This is a genomic window from Mahella australiensis 50-1 BON (genome assembly GCF_000213255.1).
GTDB lineage: Bacteria > Bacillota > Clostridia > Mahellales > Mahellaceae > Mahella > Mahella australiensis.
In genome coordinates, this window is record NC_015520.1 from 1,739,819 (window position 1) to 1,758,459 (window position 18,641).

The following is an 18,641-nucleotide window of genomic DNA, read 5'->3' on the forward strand; positions in this document are numbered from 1 at the left end:
TTATTGGCTAGTCTTAGGCCGCATGGTTGGAAACAGTATGACATCACGTATGGAATACGAATCGGTGAGCAACATAACCAGCCTGTCCACTCCTATGCCAAGGCCACCGGTAGGTGGCATACCATATTCCATAGCCATGACAAAATCCTCATCCATCATATGAGCCTCTTCATCGCCCGCCGCTCTTTGCTTGGCCTGCATAATAAATCTCTGGCGCTGATCCAGCGGATCGTTCAGTTCGCTAAAAGCATTGGCTATCTCGCGCCCGGTTATGAACAACTCAAAGCGTTCGGCCATCATAGGATCATAATCGGTGCGTTTAGCCAACGGCGATACTTCAATAGGATAATCTAATATAAAAGTCGGCTGCACCAGATGCTCTTCCACAAAGGTCTCGAATACAGCGTTTATAACATTGCCGCGGGTATCAGAATCCTTTATTTCTACTCCAAGACGGCGTGCTAGGGCACGCGCCTGATCATCAGATGCCACAGCTTCGAAATCCTCTCCGGTAAATTCCTTTATGGCATCTACCATACGCATCCTTCTCCACGGAAGGGCCAAATCTATCTCCTGTCCCTGGTATGTTATCTTCAATGTGCCCAATACCTCCTGAGCTATATACGTTATAAGCTGCTCGGTAAGGTCCATCATATCATGATAATCACAGTACGCCTCATACAGTTCTATAGTAGTAAACTCAGGATTATGCTTTATATCCATGCCTTCATTCCTGAAGATTCTGCCTATCTCGTATACCCTTTCAAAGCCACCTATGATCAGCCTTTTGAGATGAAGTTCTGTAGCTATACGAAGGTACATGTCTATATCCAATGCATTGTGGTGTGTGATAAACGGCCTAGCAGTAGCGCCGCCGGCCGTGGTCTGCAATACCGGCGTTTCTACTTCTAAATAACCCCTCGCATCCAAAAAGTTTCTCATAGTTTTTATTATGCGGCTTCTGGTTACAAAGGTTTCTTTAACCTTATCGTTCATTATAAGATCCAAATATCGTCGCCTATAACGTAAATCCGGATCCTGTAAACCATGCCATTTCTCTGGCAGCGGTCTCAACGACTTGGCCAATAATTCGAAGGTTTTTACCTTTACCGATATCTCTCCACTATGCGTCTTAAAAACTATACCAATTACGCCCAATATATCCCCTATATCGAGATCTCTGAACAATTCATAGGCCTCCGACCCTACTTCATCCATCTTGACATATAACTGGATTTCGCCCAATTCATCCATAATATCGCAAAAAGATGCCTTGCCATGACCTCTTTTAGCCATTATACGCCCAGCTATGGATACTTCACAGCCATCCAAGCTGTCAAATTGTTCTTTTACCTCTTTGGAATTATGCGTTATCTGGTATTTCTTGTGAGAAAACGGATTAAGCCCCTTTGCCGTAAGGGCCTCTAATTTATTTCTTCTGATAGCTATAAGTTCATTATCCTCTTGATATTGTATTATATCATCTCTTTCCATTTAAACCTTGGCGCTGCGTCGCGCCTTTCTCCCTTCAGTTTATTTTTTTATATCTACTATGCTGTACCTTATAATACCGTCTGGTACCGTTATTTCCACTATATCGCCTTTGCTTTTGCCCAATAAAGCCTTGCCCACAGGCGATTCGTTGGAAATCTTATGCTTAAACGGATCAGCTTCAGCCGAGCCCACTATGACATACTCTTCATCGTCTCCCATTTCTATATCCCGCAGCACTACGGTTGACCCTATAGTCACTTTATCCGTGGTTATTTCGTCCGCATCGATAACCTTGGCATTGCGGAGCATGTTCTCCAATGTAACTATACGTCCTTCCACAAAGGCCTGTTCATTCTTTGCCTCATCATATTCGGCATTCTCGGATAAATCGCCAAATGCTAAAGCCTGTTTTATTTTAGCAGCGATCTCGCGCCTCTTAACGGTCTTAAGATACTCTAACTCTTTTTCCAGTTTTTCTATGCCTTCCACAGTTAAAAGCGTCTCTTTGTTGATCATTATCATCTCTCCCACTTTTATTGTAATAATTGGGTTTTACTATTATACATAGTCATCATTATATGCGTTAATTTCTCAAATATTCGGTTTAGCTTTAAACTATGCCTTACCCGAATATTATCGACAAACGCTGAGTTCAAATTTTAGATTTTATTCTAGCACCTTTCACCGAATATTTCAAGCTTTAAAAAGTTTCTTTCTTATCTGATTATATGAAAGAGCGCTATCTTCGATTATAAAGCCGGCCAGCTTCATCTCATTGCTGTTTATAATGTTTATTATAGCCTTCAACGCCTCAACATTATAGCCGTCATAGACATCTACTAACCAACCTTGCATCCATCCTATAAGCTCTATCATATACAACGACTCTAAAGGCAATAGCGGCGCTGAGGTATAAAAGAACGGATGGGGATCTACATATCCACCATCTATAACTATGGCGCTTTCATCGAATATGATCCTCTGTTCAGGATAGCAAAGCACGATATCGGCGTTTATTCGGTAACCAGCGGTCAGCTCGGTATCCGTAGATATTAAGATATTATAACGGCGCCCGCATATATCATTGTATAAGTATACGCCGGCAGCTAAACCAAAATCGGTTAATAGCTCTCGTGACAATTCTTTTAATCTTTCTCCATCGCTGCCAGCCAAAACCAGATAATTAACCTTATCGCCCAAATACCGAGCTATCATCTCCCCAGGTGTCCGATCGGCACCTAATACTATTACCTCCTGTTGTGCCCACGAAGATGCTTTCATAGCTAGTATGGATGATATCGCGCATAAACCCGTAGCCCATCGCAACAAGCCCTCCCGGTATACTATATTTATATCTTGCAAATCCGGAAAATCAATAAATGTACACGCCACGCGAGCGACAGCAGGATTATACCTCCGAATAAGCTTCACGCATCGTCTCACAGCGCTTTTGCCTACTTTTTCCGGCAAAAGCGGCAAGGATATGATCTGCCCCATAACATGCTGCCGGTCTGGTTGTTCGACATCATATCGTTTTATAAGGATGTATTTAATGTAAGCGGTAGTTTTTTTAATGAGGCTATGCACAGTTGTTATAGCAGTATAATCTTTCGACATTATCAAAAATATAAAGCGCTCATCTATCATAGATTCTCTACCCTTGGCTTAAAACCTATATCGTCTAATAATTTCAAATAATCCTGCTTGGTCAATTGCTCAGGCCTTTTGCCGGACGCCGCTACCAATATCGCTTCTATAACATTGGTACCAAAAGACCGTCCTTGAAGATCTGGGGTAGATGTTACCAGCATCTTCACACCCCTTTCTCGCAGCAATTCTACATCCTTTGGCGTAACTGTATTGGTGATGATTATCTTGCCAGGCAGGTTATCAGGCAGGTATTTGCGTATATAAATAAAATCGCCGGCTATTATATCGGCCCGCTGATAAAATCTTCCATGCTTAGGCGTGATTTGATCTTGATTACCCCCCACAGGATAAAGCCAGCTAAACGGTAATTGACATAAGACAGGCATCAGCACTACAGCCGCGGCTCGCAAAAGCTTCAGCGAAGTTATCGGTATAGGTATGCCTAAGCTAAATATTAGGTCACCCATAACGAGCTTGGCCCCTAGTTCATCGAAGGCCTCAGCCATACCGAAGCGATCTATCGCCGATACCAGCAACACCTTTTTGTTTCTGATCTTTATATCACATTGTTCGTCTACAAAATACACTACACGGCGTTCCAAAACATTCTTCAATTCTGAACCGTCCACTATGGGTGTCTTTACGGCAGCGTGTACCAGCGGTTTTGAGGATCGTATCATATATTTTGCATTTTCGCTGCCATGCAGATATATATCTATGCCGCCCATACCGAAAGCATCTACCTTGCCATCCAGCTCCCTTATAATTTCTACAGCCTTCTCTATGCTACCATTTGTACCTATGCGTTCTACGAGAAAGTGTTGTCCCAATACATCCAATTCGACTTTATGGTCTCTAGATGATGAGCCCAGGCTCACACTGACGACCCTCTTCACATTATCATACCTCCATATCCTCCATCAAGCCTTTTTATCCTTTATAGATTCAATAACGCTGTCGAGCAAGGCAGGATCTATGTATACGTCCTGAGTCAACGGCGAATGGCCTATATTTATAGTTATAATCTCCTTATCAAGCAGTGCTGCCAACATTTTGCTGCGCATATCGGAAGCTATAACTATGACCACATCGTAAGAACGACCTTTAGCCAACAGGGCCATAAGCTCATTTATCAACTCTGCGCCGTTCTTGCTCTCGGCAAATTCCCTTCGCTCCTGTTCGGTCATAATGATATAAAAGTCTATACCGTGCTTTTCCAATACCGATATGACCTCGTCCTTATTTTTTATAGGAAAACCAGCTACAGCTATATCTTTCCCTTTGTGCACTTCACCTATCCCTTCCAAACGAGAGATAAAGGTACGATCTACATTGAGTTTATCAGCTACCTCTTGCTGCGATAAGCCCGATGAGCGTGCTTCCAAGATTTTATCGATTTTATTATATATTTTTTCTAAGTTTATTACCTTTTCGCCTATATGTATAAGGTTCATTTCATACTCTCCACATGTTCAAGGTAACCCATAAGCAATTTCTTTACATCATCGCTGTTATCCAGACGATTAAGCTTGTCACGCACCAACGATGCATCACGCAGTCCTTTTATATACCATGCTATGTGCTTGCGCATTTGTCTCACCGCCAAATATTCGCCCTTCAATGCAATTTCCATATCGAGGTGTTCTATAGCCTTATTTATTCTATCCTCCGCTGTAGGCAAAGGCAAAAGCTCGCCTGTTCTAAGGTAGTGAATCGTCCTCTTGAATACCCACGGATTGCCACAAGCAGCACGTCCTATCATTACGCCATCGCAGCCTGTATATTCCAGCATTTGTTTAGCATCGTGAGGAGATTTCACATCTCCATTTCCTATAACCGGAATGGATACGCTCTGTTTCACTGCTCCTATAATATCCCAATCTGCTATACCGGTATAGAACTGCTCACGTGTTCTGCCGTGTACCGTTACAGCGCTTATACCGGCATGCTCGGCGGCTACAGCCAATTCTGCTGCATTCACATGCTGCTCATCCCATCCCTTGCGAATTTTCACTGTCACAGGCTGTCGCACGGCATTTACCACTGCCTTCATGATAGAAAAAGCCAACGGTATATCTCGCATCAATGCACAGCCCTCACTTTTGTTAACTACTTTAGCGACCGGGCACCCCATATTTATATCTATGATATCGGGAAAAACATTATGGCATATAATTTTAGCCGCCTCGGCCATTACATCTGGCTCATGGCCGAACAGTTGAATGGCCACTGGTCTCTCTTCAGAACTAACGTGCCATATATCGTCCTTGCTGTTATACAACACACCCTTCGCACTTACCATCTCAGTAGCTACTAAGCCACACCCTTCACGATGGCACAGTATGCGAAAAGCCATATCCGTTACCCCAGCCATAGGCGCCAACAATACATTATTGGCTAAATTAACATCTCCTATAGCCAATAAACTCACTTTACAACACCATCTATCTTCCAGCGGCCATCAGTATATACCATATGCAAGCGTTTTGACGAGTTATTCCATTTTGGGATAACCTGCTTAACGACGTTACCATCCTCATCCTGGCGAGGCACCAGCACTATATCGGTAATTATATCCTCTACCATAATATAAGCCTCTTTAGCCCATGGTGCAAGTATATTGATATGAACCTTAGAACTATGCTTATAAGATGCTATATCAAGGGATTGATAACGTTTTTTAAGTTGATAAAATTCATTATTCAAGTAATTGGAAGTAAAGTATTTGTTCAACTGCTCGATAGGAAGATCGTCTAAAACAGCCTGTGCTTGTTTATCCATGGCTTCATTAACCGTTATATATATATTGGAAAGATTATAAGCCGTGATTCCGCTAAACACCAAAAGCGTAGCTATCAGCGCTATAAGTACCACACGAGTAAGAGTATACACGGCCAATCTCTCCAATATTTTCAGCATTACTACACCTCCATTATAATGTACTATCATTTAACCTTTATGAGTTTAGGATTATCTATAATTCCTGGTATCCGACCACGTTTAGCTATAGGCTTACCGTTTACTTCTTTTATATCCATAGTCATATCTATGGGGTGAGCACCGGATATGTAACTGCCCACTCCAAAAGAATCTACGCCTGCTTGAGCTAATTGGCGTATTTTTTCCGGATAAAGGCCACCTGATACTATTATCTTAACGTGAGGGAAACCAGCTTTGCATAATCTGGCTTTTACTTCTTCTACCAATGCCGGCGTCACGCCGCCTCTTTCACTTGGTGTATCCAATCGTATTCCGTACAATTTATCGCCCAAAAATTCAGCCACTCTGACAGCCTCTTCTGCCTCGTCTTTAAATGTATCTATTAATATAATGCGTGGGTCAGATACTGGCATGGATTCATCATAGGCTTTGGCTACCGCTACAGTATCCCCTGCTATCAAGAAAGCCGCATGAGGTACAGTTCCTGATGGTTCTTTTCCAAATAATTTAGCCCCCAATATACAACTGGCATTGTCAGCGCCACCTACCAAGGCTGCCCTTTCCATCACAGGAGCCACCGCCGGATGGACATGTCTTGCTCCAAAGCACAGCAATTGTTTACCATTACAAGCCTCTTTGCATTCTCTAGCAGCCGTCGCCCATGCACTAGAACTGGCCAAGCAGCCTAATATAACGGTCTCGAACTTGCCGAATTCATCATAACTGCCTTTAATACGTATTATGGTTTCTTTGGGTTCAAATGTTTCCCCTTCTTTTAAACTCCATATCTCAACATTTTTATCGGCCAATATATTAAAGACCTCTTGAACACCAGCCAACATGCCGGGTTTGCGAGCGAATATCTCGGCTACAACCTCGGTATGTGCTAAATTCATATGTTCCAATATTTCCATAGTACGTATGAAATATATATCGGTAGTCGCACCAGCCAGTATTTCGTCGTGCTGCGCGGAATAAAGCTGCCTATCACTTGTTACTTCGTAGCCCTTGACCTGGCTCAGCGTTTTTAGTTCGTCCATATGTATAAATCTTCCGTCCTTTCGAAATAAAATAAATTATTGTTAATATAATAACCCATTTTACAATATTGTTCAACGAAAAAATCATAGAAATGGTTTCAGATATGCATTTAGCTAAAAATAAATGAATATTCAACTGGTTTAGTAACTGGATAGGCTCCGTTTCCGATATCTGTGCAGACAATGACATATGTTATCATTGGGCAGAAGTGATGTGCTGCCACAAAGCATCGAGTATGCCCGACAGCCTGTCCCATATGCGCGCGTCCTGCAACTGTTGGCTTATATTGTCAAAAACTACTGCAGAGCCGGCCTCCCTATTATTCATGGCTGCCAGTGATAAATCAGCTATTATAAAACCACCGATAAACACAAACAAACACAGCATGGTACCAATTATAAAGCATCTGCGCTGTTTTTTTCTTATACGACTGCGTGTAACCCTGTCCACTCTATCTTACCTTTCTATTGCTTTACTATATTAGCTATAGCTTGAGCCAGATATTTGGTTGATTCCAAGGCTTCATCCAATGTATTGTGGTCGCTGCCCACTTCGATCAATACAGCATTGGTAGATATATGTTGGTTATATCGTCCAGTCTTGACCATTATACCCTTACTTATACCCGGAGCCACTTTATCCAATTCATCTTTCAGTTTCAGTGCTAACTTGTAGTTTTCCTTATATTGAGGCTTGTCTTTGAATCCCTGCCCCGTGCCTATTACCATTATTATTCGCGCAGCCGGCACGCCGTTTATGACAACTGTATCATCAGGATTTATATTGCTCGTACCATAAGCATTTCTATGCAGATCCAAAAACATTTTGAGTGTTGGATATTTTTTTATATCTTTTTGTATACTGACCAGCGAATTAGCATATGAGTCATTATAGCTGGGATAATCATGCAATGTAACATCTTGGTAAACATTTATGGCATAATCCTTCTTAAGATAATACGCCAACTGTTTGCCGACCCTCACCATGTTAAAGTCCGTATCGGTAGTACGGCTGTTACTGGGTTTATAGTTATATTTACTGCTCGGTTTATACGACTCGGTAGCATGAGTATGATATATAAGTATCTGAGGCCCGCTGCCGGTAAGTTGTATATCCTCTAAGTCATCGGTTACGTCGTTTATATCTATGTTAACCTCCTCATCGGAATTATGCAGTATTATATCACCGTCTTCATCTTCTATCTTCTCCACGCCCGGCGTTATCCTCGCAGCGCCGCGGCTGGACACGCTTATAGACTGTGGGGCTCCGGCCAGCATAGGTATCTGGAGGTTAAGCAGAGAGTTTGGTTGCCCCATATTTACAGATGCAATGCTGCTTATAAATGAAGCCAGGCTGGCAGATACTTGTGCTTTAGGCGAAGGTTGCCCAAGCAGTACCGGCAATGCCTTGTCAAGGCTGATATTATAGAAATCAGCGTTATCCTGCACCGATATATCCGATGTAGTTTTATCTGACAATTGAGCATTGACTGCAAACGCTGGAGCGGCCGGTTGTTCCATGGGTTCGGTACGGCTTATAAGAAAAAGTCTCAGTACCAGCGCTATTATGAGCGCGATCAATATAATAGCGACGCTATAATACAGCAAGTGAGAAACTTTTATAACCTTAAATCTCATATAGCATCTACCTCGCATAGCAAATAAGTAAAATACTACATATTAATATGCATCGTTCAGCAATAATATGATCAGTTTACATAACGATTCACGTCCTCAAGGGTTACGTTTTCATGGAGCGAGATATTTATACCGTTGGCTATTATACGCGATACATCGTCGATAACGGCATCTATGTCTTTAGGTGTAACCATGAGTTTACCTACATATGGGGATATCACCTCGGTTATTAGGTTGTATTTTTCATCCCTGTCCATGGATTTGAGCACACTATAAAACTGCGTATCGCCCTTGCTCTGTTTCATAAGCGTTTCTATGAGCATATCGATGGTATCGTTAGCCATAGTACCGGCATCTACTACCGTAGGTACACCTATGGCTATAACTGGTATACCCAATACGTCTTGGCTTAAAGCGGATCTATAATTGCCTATGCCAGAGCCTGGATTTATACCGGTATCAGCTATTTGTATGGATGTACTTATCCTATTCATACGTCTTGAAGCCAAAGCATCTATGGCTATTATAAAATCAGGCTTTATCTTTTCTATTATGCCTTCTATGATATCGCTGGTCTCCATGCCGGTAGTTCCGAGTACTCCTGGCGTTATGGCGCATACTGGTCTCAAACCGCTATCCTTATATTCCGGTTTTAGTTCAAGTAGATGCTTGGTCACCATCAATTTAGATATTACGCGTGGGCCAAGTGCATCTGGCGTCACATTCCAATTACCCAGCCCTACTACCAACGCAAGCGCATCTTTATCCACTTTCAGCAATGCTACCATCTCTTTGGCTAGTACGCGGCTGACTTCGTCTTCCACGTCCATATCCCTATCTCTAAGTTTATCAGCCTCAATGGTTATATAAGTACCCATCGGCTTGCCCATAGCTTGTTGCCCTTCTTGAGAAATTATCTTTACCCTTGTAACTTTGACATTAAGGCTGCTCTCGTCTTCAACCTCTACGCCAGGCACCTCGCCGGCATTGCCCTCTTTATATAATTCCCTAGCCTCTACAGCCAAGTCCGTCCGTATATTGTTGTCCAATCGAGCACCTCCGATAAACAATCTTTTCTACTTATGCTCACCAATTAGCGGAATTTTTATACCGCTTGCTTTTTTATCTCTTTCGTGATAAGATAATAGCATTGATTTTTTATATGCATCAGGAGGTGATATTTTGGCAAATATAAAATCGGCTAAAAAGAGGATAGAAATAGCTAAAGCTAATACTTTGAGAAACAAGGCTAATAAGTCCCGTATGAAAACGGCGATAAAGAAATTCGAGATGACATTGGCCAATGGTGATACAGAAAATGCACGCAGAGCTTATACCGAAGCGATAAGCATAATAGACAAGACCGCTTCGAAAGGCATTATTCATAAAAATAAAGCCGCTCGGCATAAAGCAGCTTTAGCTTTTAAATTAAATGCTGTGAGCAAATAATCCATAAAAAGCCCCATTTACTGGCGGCTTTTTTATTTTGCTTTTTGATAGAAGAACGGTTTATAGTTTATAAATCCAAAACGATTGGGCAATATTATCTGTTCCGTACCGCCCACAAATAATATACCGTAAGGCACCAGCGCTTCATAGAATTTCTTATATAACATATTTTTAGCTTCTTCAGTAAAATATATTACCACATTTCTGCATAATATGAGATCATAATAATCGGTTGGAAATGTATCTTTAAGCAAATCTTGTCTTTTAAAATCGACACAAGCTTTTACATCGTCATGTATTCTATACATATTTCCTTGTTTATCAAAATAGTGCTTTATCATATCTGCCGACAAATTTTTCAGACTCTGCTCCGCATATACACCCTCCTGCGCCCTTTTTAGAGCCTCAGCGTCTATATCGCTTGCATCAATACGTATTTTTTGCAAAGGCAAATATCTATTCAGCGCCATGACTAGCGAGTAAGGTTCTTCACCTGATGAACAAGCCGCACTCCATACCCTAGGCGTATGTCCTTTTTGTAATATATCGGGTAATATATCGCGCTCTAAAATCTGCCATTGCATAGGATTTCTATAAAATTCCGAAACATTTATAGTTATATATGTCATAAATTCTTCTCTGGCGGAAGCATCATTTTTTATAAGTTCTATGTAATTTTCATAGTTCCCCATCTGCTTTCTGGCCAACAGAAAATCTATACGCCGCTTCATTTGACGCTCTTTATAAGCAGATAAATCTATGCCCGTAATGTTATATACTTCTTTCTTAAAATCCTCAAAATCCATAAAACTCCCCTTTACCTTAAATCGTGTATATAATATATCACAAAGGCCATTGCTAAAGCAATGGCCTTTGTGATAATCAAATTTACATTTGACCTTTAGGGGTAAAAGTGGCACAATCGGTATCCTGAGAATCATTGGCACCCGGAGGCTGTACTTCTATAGCCTGTGCTTTACATCTATTCCCATTATCCCAATATTGACAGCTATCGACTACACATTTTACACGATCTATAGGGTTATCCAATCTATTCGCTTTGCCTGGCAAAAATATCATCCTCCTTTTAAAGCAATCGGTTTTACTATATAATTATGAGCTTGTTTATGAAAAATTATGCACATGAAAAAGGCCGTGGAGGTTATTGCTCCACGGCTAAGATGTAAAGGGGGTCTCAATGTATTTTGTGAGGTCATTAATTATTATTGACATACTGCAGCAAATTATACATGCACGTTAACAAAAAATGTGCGCACTACATAGCGCACACATTTACACTGCCAAAAGGAAGCAATTCGTTAGGTGTCCTTGCTATTTCGGCAATCAGTAGTTAGCCACTTTTACAGGTTCTTCAAAGATTCCGCGCTTAACCTCGGTAGCAGTCATATGTTCAGCCCGGAACTTCTCTGTTAGATAATTACAGGCATCCCAAGGATTAACTCTAGTACCACACGTAAATACGTCTACGGCTGCATAACCGAATTCTGGCCATGTATGAATAGCCAGATGCGATTCGGATATAACCACTACACCGCTTACGCCTTGCGGGCTGAATTTATGAAAGGCCACTTCCCTGATCTCAGCACCAGCCTCGATAGCAGCCTGTACCATGATTTTTTCCACTGTTTCCTGATCATCCAATATTTCCGGCGCACAGCCATACATTTCTGCCAGAATATGGCGACCTAATGCATACATCTAAGTTTCATTGCCTCCCTCTCATTTAATATCCATTGCAATAGATTAAATTTTAGCAGAATATCCGAAAAAGTCAATAGTTTTTCGCAATAGATTTTATGAAGGCAAATTATCCACCATATTCTCTTGCTTTCTCTCTTTAACGCCGTTTTTCGGCATGATCTAAAATTTATCTTTCATATCGGGATATATATCACCCAGAGTTACACCGCCATCGTCCTGATGAGATACCGAGGTAGAATGATTTTTTTCCTCTCGATCAGCTTTTGCCTTACTCCATTTTTCTTCGCTGTTATTATCAGAATCACCTTGAGCTTCTTTTATGCTCAGCGATATACGATGTTCCTCTGGACGTACGTCCATTATTTTAACTTGCACCTCATCGCCCACTTTAAGCACGTCTTCTACTTTATTTATGCGCTTATTGGCCACTTGCGATATATGTACCAGTCCTTCTAATCCGGGCTCTAACTCCACAAAAGCACCGAAACTGGTTATGCTAACCACTTTACCTCTAACTATATCGCCGACTTTATATTTGTCCATAGCATAATCCCAAGGCTGAGGCTGCAACTGCTTTAATCCTAAAGAAAGCTTTTTATTCTCTTTGTCAGCTGATAATACTATCACATCTACAGTATCACCTGGCTTTACCACCTCTGATGGATGCTTTATTCTTCCCCAGGATAAATCGCCTATGTGAATAAGGCCATCTACACCCCCAATATCCACAAAAGCGCCAAAATCAGTGACGTTTTTCACCTTACCCGTTATGCGCAGACCCTCACGTATATTAGCCCAAGCTTCTTCTTCTTTTTGCCATTTTTCCTGTTCTATGACAGCTTTATGAGATCCTACCGCACGGCGACGCTTTGGAGTTATTTCTATTATCTTAACTTCCATTTCCTTACCCACTAGTACATTTAAATCCTTCACATACCGATCGCTAACATGAGAAGCTGGTACAAATACATCTATGCCGTTGACGTCGAGCAGTATACCACCTTTTATGACCTCTTTTACTACACCGGTAATATTGTTGCCAGTATTGTAGGCATCTTCTATAGCAGCCCACGCTTTTCTGAGCAATAACGGTTTACGCGATAATATAAGGTTATCCTCCTCATTCCGCGCCGTCTTTTTAACTTGGGCCTCTATATCGTCATCTATATGGAAAACTTCAGAGGGACTTACACCTTCATCCAATCCCATCTCTTCGCGAGGTATAACCCCGTCTTGCTTGCCACCAAGACTTACTATTATCTCGCTATCTGAAACACTAGCCACCTTGCCAGAAACCATCTGACCAACATGATATGTGACCAATGTTTCTTCTAATCCCTTAGCGAAATCCACTTCATCGCTACGTCCATTGTCATTATCAGCACCATGTGAAACGCCAGCATCGTTGACCGTTTCCTCTACTGGTGCTTGCTCCGGATGCTCATCAACATGTTCTTCTATATTCTGCTGAGCATCTTTGTTTAATTCTTCCATCTTCGTGATTACCTCCTCTATTATACCATCAGGCGTAGATGCGCCCGCTGTGATCCCGACCACATCGTCGGGCTTTATGGATAAATTATCTATCTCATCCGCCGACTCTATAAGAAATGCCCTATCGCAAACCTTGCAGCATATCTCATATAGCTTGCGGGTATTAGAACTATTTCTACCGCCTATAACTATAACAGCAGTGGATAGTTTAGCTATCTGTAACGCCTCCTCCTGCCTCTGAGACGTGGCGTAACAGATAGTATTGAATATTTGCAGCTCATTCACTTTAGGAAGCAATATCTTCAATATATCTTCCCATTTGCTGCCGTTCAATGTAGTCTGGGCCACTACGCAGACCTTATCCAACTGAGGTAATCGACTAGCCTCATCTACATCATTTACAATGATGGCCGTGTTATTGCACCATCCATTAGTACCTATTACTTCAGGATGATCGGCTTCTCCTGCAATTATTATCTGATAGCCCTTCCTATAGTATTCTTCCACCTTTTTGTGTACCCTGGCCACATAAGGACAGGTAGCATCTATAAATCTTAAATCTTTCGCTTTAAGCCTCTCATATACATCCGGCCCTGCCCCATGTGATCGTATTATGACTAAGCCATCATCTATATCGTCTACATTATTCAGCACTTTAACGCCTTTGCTTGCTAAATCCTCAACTACCTGCGGATTGTGAATTATTGGTCCTAATGTATATATCCTCTCATTCCTGTGCTCTTCTATGCTTTTGTATACATAATCCACCGCTCGTCTTACACCGAAGCAAAAACCCGCGGTTTCGGCCCTTATTATTTTCAATTGCCTTTCACCTCAGCGCTTTATATCGTATATCTCTAATTGGCCAAAAAAGCGCTGTACCGTATCAGACTCAATGGTACCAGCACCATATGTCACAACATTAGCAGTAGCACACGCTGCCCCTAACCTAATCATATCTTTTACACTGTAACCCATCTCTATGCCTGCCGCATATCCAGCCACCATAGAATCACCAGAGCCGACAGCATCCACTACTTCTACATAAGGAGCTTTAACCTTATACACCTGCCCGTAAGCCCATACCAATGACCCTTTCTCACCCATTGAAACCGCTATTATATCTATGCCGTTTTGAGCAATTCCCTCAGCGGCAGATATTATTTCATCATCGTCGGTTATGTTCTTTTGCAATAATGCCTCGAGTTCATGCACATTAGGTTTTATCATCATCGGTTTGCCTTTTATACCCTCTGACAGCGCCTGTCCGCTGGTATCCAGTATAAAAGGTTTCTCTAAACGCCGACATAAAACAGCTATGTCGGCATATATAGTATCAGAAACACCTTGAGGCAAGCTCCCTGACGCCGTAACGACGTTGGCCTGTCCAATTAGATCGTCTAGCTTATTCATAAACTGGTCACAGGCAACGGATGAAATAATGGGGCCTTTCTCCCATATCTCCGTAGTAGTACCTCCATGAGGGTCCAATACAGCTATGCATATGCGGGACTCACCGTCCACATATACGAATTCCGGACGAACCCCCATCTCCTTTACGCCATCCTCTATAAACGCGCCGTTATGGCCGCCTAAGAAACCTGTGGCAGTAACTTGACGCCCTAAAGCCTTAGCGGCCCTAGAAACATTTAAACCTTTGCCACCGGCCAAGGCATGCATTTCGCTCGGTCTAAAATTGCCGCCAGCGTGAAATCCACCAATGGTATATGTTTTATCGATAGCAGCGTTTAAGGTTATTGTAAGGATCATTTAAGCACCTCATTCGGCCATCTTGCGTTTGAATAGATTTATTACCTCTACAGGTGTCGGGTCGACGCCGCGATAAATCGGCGTGTAAAGTGTTACAAAATCACCAAGGTATACGAGCGAAAACAGTCTTGCCAGCCTGCTTTTACCTGTAGCATAGACCTGACGTACTTTACCCATACGTTCGGACAATATCTGTACCGTTATATCCTTGCGCTTTTTAATTTTCTCGGAATCCAGCACGTCATCGCGCAACATTATGAGATAAAACATCTTTATTAACTCTTGAGGCATATCCCAACCTACGGCTTCATCATGATGCAAATTCGGGATAACGTTCCAAAAAGCCATCAATTTGCTGTTCTCGCCAAACTGGTTTTTCCAACGCCACGCTACAGCATCTAAATTATCAAGCGATCCGTATATCAACGGTATATAACCATATAACTCCTGTGCTATCTGTTTTGCCAGATTATTTTCCACAGGAACTTCAGGATTATACTGTTTATTTAACTCTGTAAACAGTGCTATCGTCTCTTCTATATCAGCAGTCTTATCGGATATAAGACCCATTTTAGTAAGCATAACCAGCATGGGTATAAATATGTATCCTAGATCGCGGCGCGGATGCCCTATATCAGCCGGTACGATCAAAAGCGGTATGTTATTTTGCTGGGCTATCTCTTTAAGCTTTCCTCCCGCTGTTATCGCTATAATAGTAGCGCCGGTTTCCATAGCCTGCGACAAGGCATTCAACGTCTCTTCTGTATTACCGGAATGAGACACCACAAATATCAATGAGTGCTCGTCCACAAATGCCGGTATATTATACCCTTGGTTTATAATAACCGGAAGCTTAAGCTCATCGAATAGAAGTGAGCGTATCATACCACCGCTTATGGATGAACCTCCGCCTGTCCCAAGCAATACCAACTCATCCACTTTGTCTGGCAATTCGGGTACTACAAAGTCCTTAACCAACTCCATACCTTCGGCAAATTGTTTATCATAATTCTCTGTAGTTATCAAGGAACCCATGCTATCCAGTTCTCTTATCTTTTTTGCATCATTTAAATCGATCATCTATAACATCCCTTCCAATGTAATATTTTACTCAACAATCGCTTTACCATTGCATCCTATAACGCGTATTTTATCCCTTACAACAACTTCTACAGCATCTCTGGCAGCACCCAAATATTTTCTTGGATCATCTTCATCCGGATTAGCCATAAATATATCGCGTATAGTCCTGGCCATCGGTATCTTTAAATCAGTAGCAAGATTTATTTTATTTATACCACATACTACAGCATTGCGCAACCCTTCATCTGGTACACCAGATGCCCCATGAAGCACTAATGGCACATTTACCATGCTACGTATCTTTTTCAGACGCTCAAAATCCAGTTTCGGCTCACCTTTATAAACGCCATGAGCGGTGCCTATAGCCACAGCCAGATAATCCACGCCGGTATCCTCTATAAATTTGACCGCCTCTTCGGGCACCGTAAAAGTAGCCTCCCTCTCATCGACCGAAATGTCATCCTCAGTGCCGCCGACTTTGCCAAGCTCGGCCTCTACCGACACGCCAGCATAATGGGCTAGTTCCACCACCTTCTTGGTCAGCGCCACATTCTCATCATAGGGTAGTTTTGAACCGTCTATCATAACCGACGTATAGCCTACTCTTATACATTCGACCACTTGCTGATATGTAGTCGCGTGGTCTAAATGCAATGCTATGGGTATATCGGCATCTTCAGCCGCTGCTTTAACGTTGGCAGCCAAAAACTTTGCACCCGCGTACTTAATAGTGCTAGCCGACGTCTGTATTATCAGTGGCGCTCTCTCTTCGATGGCCACGTTTACCACTGCCTGTACAGTTTCCATATTATGTACATTAAATGCCCCTATAGCATAATGGCCGGATAAGGCCTTATCTAGTATTTTTTTGCCTGTTACCAATGACATAGTATATCTTTATCCCTTCTACAAAAATTATGTTACGCTTTTAAGCGAAGTAATGCCTCATACATTATATCACTGATCTCTTCTAATTTGTTAGCGTCATTATTATTTTTAGCATATTGCGATAAATCCAAAGGCTCACCCACATATATGTTTGTGCGACCAAAAAGTTTGTATGGTTCTATAAAAACAGGTATCACCGGAGCGTTTGCCTTCAACGCTATAAGAGCTACCCCTGGCTGCAACATAGCAATATGACCGTCTTTGCTCCTGGTACCTTCTGGAAATATCCCAAAAAGCTCTCCTTTTTTTATCAAATTAAGCGCTTTGCGTATAGCGGTTATATCAGCGGCATTGCGTTTAACTGGAAATGCACCCCAAAGCTTTATGATGTTGCTTAATACGGGAATATGAAAAAGCTCTTCTTTGGCCATAAAGTTTATTGGCCTATCCAACATAGCTCCTATGACCACCGGATCAAGATATGACGTGTGATTGGCATAAATTATGCAGCCACTTTTTTCAGGGATATTTTCCTTATTTACTATGCGCAATCCATACAACAGCATTAGAGTCGGCTTTATTATAAATTTACATATCCTATAAAACCAATCAACCCTCATATATCTCCCACATCATCCTCATCATTTGCGTTTGCCTGTAAAGCAGCGTCTTCCATCGAAAACTGTTGCTTGCCAGTGCGCATCCAGCATACCCTTATAAGCACTGCTACAGCTATAAGGATCAGGCTTAATACCTGTGAAACTCTGAGAGGCCCCCACATAAGGCTGTCTGTGCGCAAGCCCTCTACTATAAAACGCCCTATTCCGTATAATGCAAGATAACCTAAAAAAACATCGCCACTATACCTTTTACGTTTTCTATACCACATAAGGAAAATAAATACCGCCAGATCCCACATAGATTCATAAAAGAACGTGGCCATATGCCACTGACCATCTATGTATACAGCAGCGGGAAACCACTGCCATTTTGGAGAAGAAACCAAATAACCATACGCTTCACCATTAAAGAAATTTCCCCACCGACCTATAGCCTGCCCTAATATAAGGCTGGGTGCTACTATATCGGCCAATCCCCAGAAATCGACCTTACGCACTTTCGCAAATATTATACCCACCAATATACCGGCCAGTACTGCTCCGTATATCGCTATGCCTCCGTGCCAGATCGCTATAATTTCAGATGGATGGGCTCTGTAATAATCCCATTGAAATACAACATAATAAATTCTAGCTCCCACTATGGATATAGGAATAACCCAGAGACAAAAATCTATGAACATATCGGGGTCATACCCCAGGCGCTTAGCTTCGCGCACCGCGAGGTAAATACCCAGCAATACTGCCGCTGCTATAAGTATGCCATACCATCGAACTTCTTTACCAAATATATAAAACGCTACCGGATCTATCATCTTATCACTCCATTTTAAGCAAAATGTAGCCATATTTA

General features: G+C 42.0%; 21 protein-coding genes. 1 reads left to right on the plus strand and 20 read right to left on the minus strand.

Translation table 11 applies throughout. The features are described from left to right. From lysS to gpr, 11 genes are all read right to left on the minus strand, one after another. Positions 1-1,494, minus strand: coding sequence for a lysine--tRNA ligase (gene lysS, locus MAHAU_RS08220; RefSeq protein WP_013781264.1), 1,494 nt, complete (start codon positions 1,492-1,494; stop codon positions 1-3). Positions 1,495-1,533: 39 nt separating this feature from the next. Beyond that, positions 1,534-2,013: a transcription elongation factor GreA gene (greA, locus tag MAHAU_RS08225; RefSeq protein WP_483466651.1), complete on the minus strand. Its 480-nt coding sequence runs from the start codon at positions 2,011-2,013 to the stop codon at positions 1,534-1,536. Positions 2,014-2,187: 174 nt separating this feature from the next. Next, complete coding sequence (locus tag MAHAU_RS08230) at positions 2,188-3,141, minus strand: hypothetical protein (RefSeq protein ID WP_013781266.1); 954 nt, start codon at positions 3,139-3,141, stop codon at positions 2,188-2,190. Beyond that, positions 3,138-4,040 (minus strand): hypothetical protein, encoded by a 903-nt coding sequence (locus MAHAU_RS08235; protein ID WP_013781267.1) that lies wholly within the window; start codon positions 4,038-4,040, stop codon positions 3,138-3,140. The genes MAHAU_RS08230 and MAHAU_RS08235 overlap by 4 nt, the downstream gene beginning before the upstream one ends. A gap of 24 nt (positions 4,041-4,064) precedes the next feature. After that, on the minus strand, positions 4,065-4,598 hold the full coding sequence (locus MAHAU_RS08240) for a helix-turn-helix domain-containing protein (protein WP_013781268.1): 534 nt from the start codon (positions 4,596-4,598) through the stop codon (positions 4,065-4,067). Beyond that, positions 4,595-5,575: a tRNA dihydrouridine synthase DusB gene (gene dusB / locus MAHAU_RS08245; RefSeq protein WP_013781269.1), complete on the minus strand. Its 981-nt coding sequence runs from the start codon at positions 5,573-5,575 to the stop codon at positions 4,595-4,597. The genes MAHAU_RS08240 and dusB overlap by 4 nt, the downstream gene beginning before the upstream one ends. After that, complete coding sequence (locus MAHAU_RS08250) at positions 5,572-6,063, minus strand: hypothetical protein (RefSeq protein WP_013781270.1); 492 nt, start codon at positions 6,061-6,063, stop codon at positions 5,572-5,574. Before MAHAU_RS08250 ends, dusB begins: the two co-directional genes overlap by 4 nt. A gap of 26 nt (positions 6,064-6,089) precedes the next feature. After that, positions 6,090-7,124, minus strand: coding sequence for a nicotinate phosphoribosyltransferase (locus tag MAHAU_RS08255; protein ID WP_013781271.1), 1,035 nt, complete (start codon positions 7,122-7,124; stop codon positions 6,090-6,092). A 196-nt stretch (positions 7,125-7,320) separates the two neighbouring features. Further along, positions 7,321-7,575 (minus strand): hypothetical protein, encoded by a 255-nt coding sequence (locus MAHAU_RS08260; RefSeq protein ID WP_013781272.1) that lies wholly within the window; start codon positions 7,573-7,575, stop codon positions 7,321-7,323. 14 nt (positions 7,576-7,589) lie between these two features. Continuing rightward, entirely contained in the window at positions 7,590-8,762 is a 1,173-nt protein-coding gene (gene spoIIP, locus MAHAU_RS15045) for a stage II sporulation protein P (RefSeq protein WP_013781273.1), read from the minus strand. A gap of 71 nt (positions 8,763-8,833) precedes the next feature. Beyond that, positions 8,834-9,811, minus strand: a complete 978-nt coding sequence (gene gpr, locus MAHAU_RS08270) for a GPR endopeptidase (protein ID WP_013781274.1) — start codon at positions 9,809-9,811, stop codon at positions 8,834-8,836. 133 nt (positions 9,812-9,944) lie between these two features. On the opposite strand from gpr, the gene rpsT reads away from it, so the two are divergent. Beyond that, entirely contained in the window at positions 9,945-10,211 is a 267-nt protein-coding gene (rpsT, locus tag MAHAU_RS08275) for a 30S ribosomal protein S20 (RefSeq protein ID WP_013781275.1), read from the plus strand. Positions 10,212-10,243: 32 nt separating this feature from the next. Here the strand turns inward: rpsT and MAHAU_RS08280 are convergent, their stop codons facing one another. From MAHAU_RS08280 to lgt, 9 genes are all read right to left on the minus strand, one after another. Next, positions 10,244-11,017 (minus strand): CheR family methyltransferase, encoded by a 774-nt coding sequence (locus tag MAHAU_RS08280; RefSeq protein ID WP_013781276.1) that lies wholly within the window; start codon positions 11,015-11,017, stop codon positions 10,244-10,246. 82 nt (positions 11,018-11,099) lie between these two features. Beyond that, positions 11,100-11,282 carry a DUF1540 domain-containing protein gene (locus tag MAHAU_RS08285; protein WP_013781277.1) on the minus strand — a complete coding sequence of 61 codons (183 nt, stop codon included), beginning with the start codon at positions 11,280-11,282 and terminating at the stop codon, positions 11,100-11,102. Positions 11,283-11,555: 273 nt separating this feature from the next. Further along, complete coding sequence (gene speD, locus MAHAU_RS08290) at positions 11,556-11,930, minus strand: adenosylmethionine decarboxylase (protein ID WP_013781278.1); 375 nt, start codon at positions 11,928-11,930, stop codon at positions 11,556-11,558. A 162-nt stretch (positions 11,931-12,092) separates the two neighbouring features. Next, positions 12,093-14,249, minus strand: a complete 2,157-nt coding sequence (locus MAHAU_RS08295; RefSeq protein WP_013781279.1) for a bifunctional 4-hydroxy-3-methylbut-2-enyl diphosphate reductase/30S ribosomal protein S1 — start codon at positions 14,247-14,249, stop codon at positions 12,093-12,095. A gap of 12 nt (positions 14,250-14,261) precedes the next feature. Then, the gene (pfkB, locus tag MAHAU_RS08300) at positions 14,262-15,197 is read right to left on the minus strand and encodes a 1-phosphofructokinase (protein WP_013781280.1); all 936 of its coding nucleotides are present in this window, start codon (positions 15,195-15,197) and stop codon (positions 14,262-14,264) included. 9 nt (positions 15,198-15,206) lie between these two features. Further along, complete coding sequence (locus MAHAU_RS08305; protein ID WP_013781281.1) at positions 15,207-16,277, minus strand: bifunctional phosphoglucose/phosphomannose isomerase; 1,071 nt, start codon at positions 16,275-16,277, stop codon at positions 15,207-15,209. Positions 16,278-16,304: 27 nt separating this feature from the next. Then, a complete protein-coding gene (gene fba / locus MAHAU_RS08310) occupies positions 16,305-17,168 on the minus strand; it encodes a class II fructose-1,6-bisphosphate aldolase (protein WP_013781282.1) in 864 nt (287 codons plus the stop codon). 32 nt (positions 17,169-17,200) lie between these two features. Then, positions 17,201-17,788: a lysophospholipid acyltransferase family protein gene (locus MAHAU_RS08315; protein ID WP_013781283.1), complete on the minus strand. Its 588-nt coding sequence runs from the start codon at positions 17,786-17,788 to the stop codon at positions 17,201-17,203. Next, on the minus strand, positions 17,785-18,603 hold the full coding sequence (gene lgt / locus MAHAU_RS08320; RefSeq protein ID WP_013781284.1) for a prolipoprotein diacylglyceryl transferase: 819 nt from the start codon (positions 18,601-18,603) through the stop codon (positions 17,785-17,787). The genes MAHAU_RS08315 and lgt overlap by 4 nt, the downstream gene beginning before the upstream one ends. Positions 18,604-18,641 lie beyond the last annotated feature (38 nt).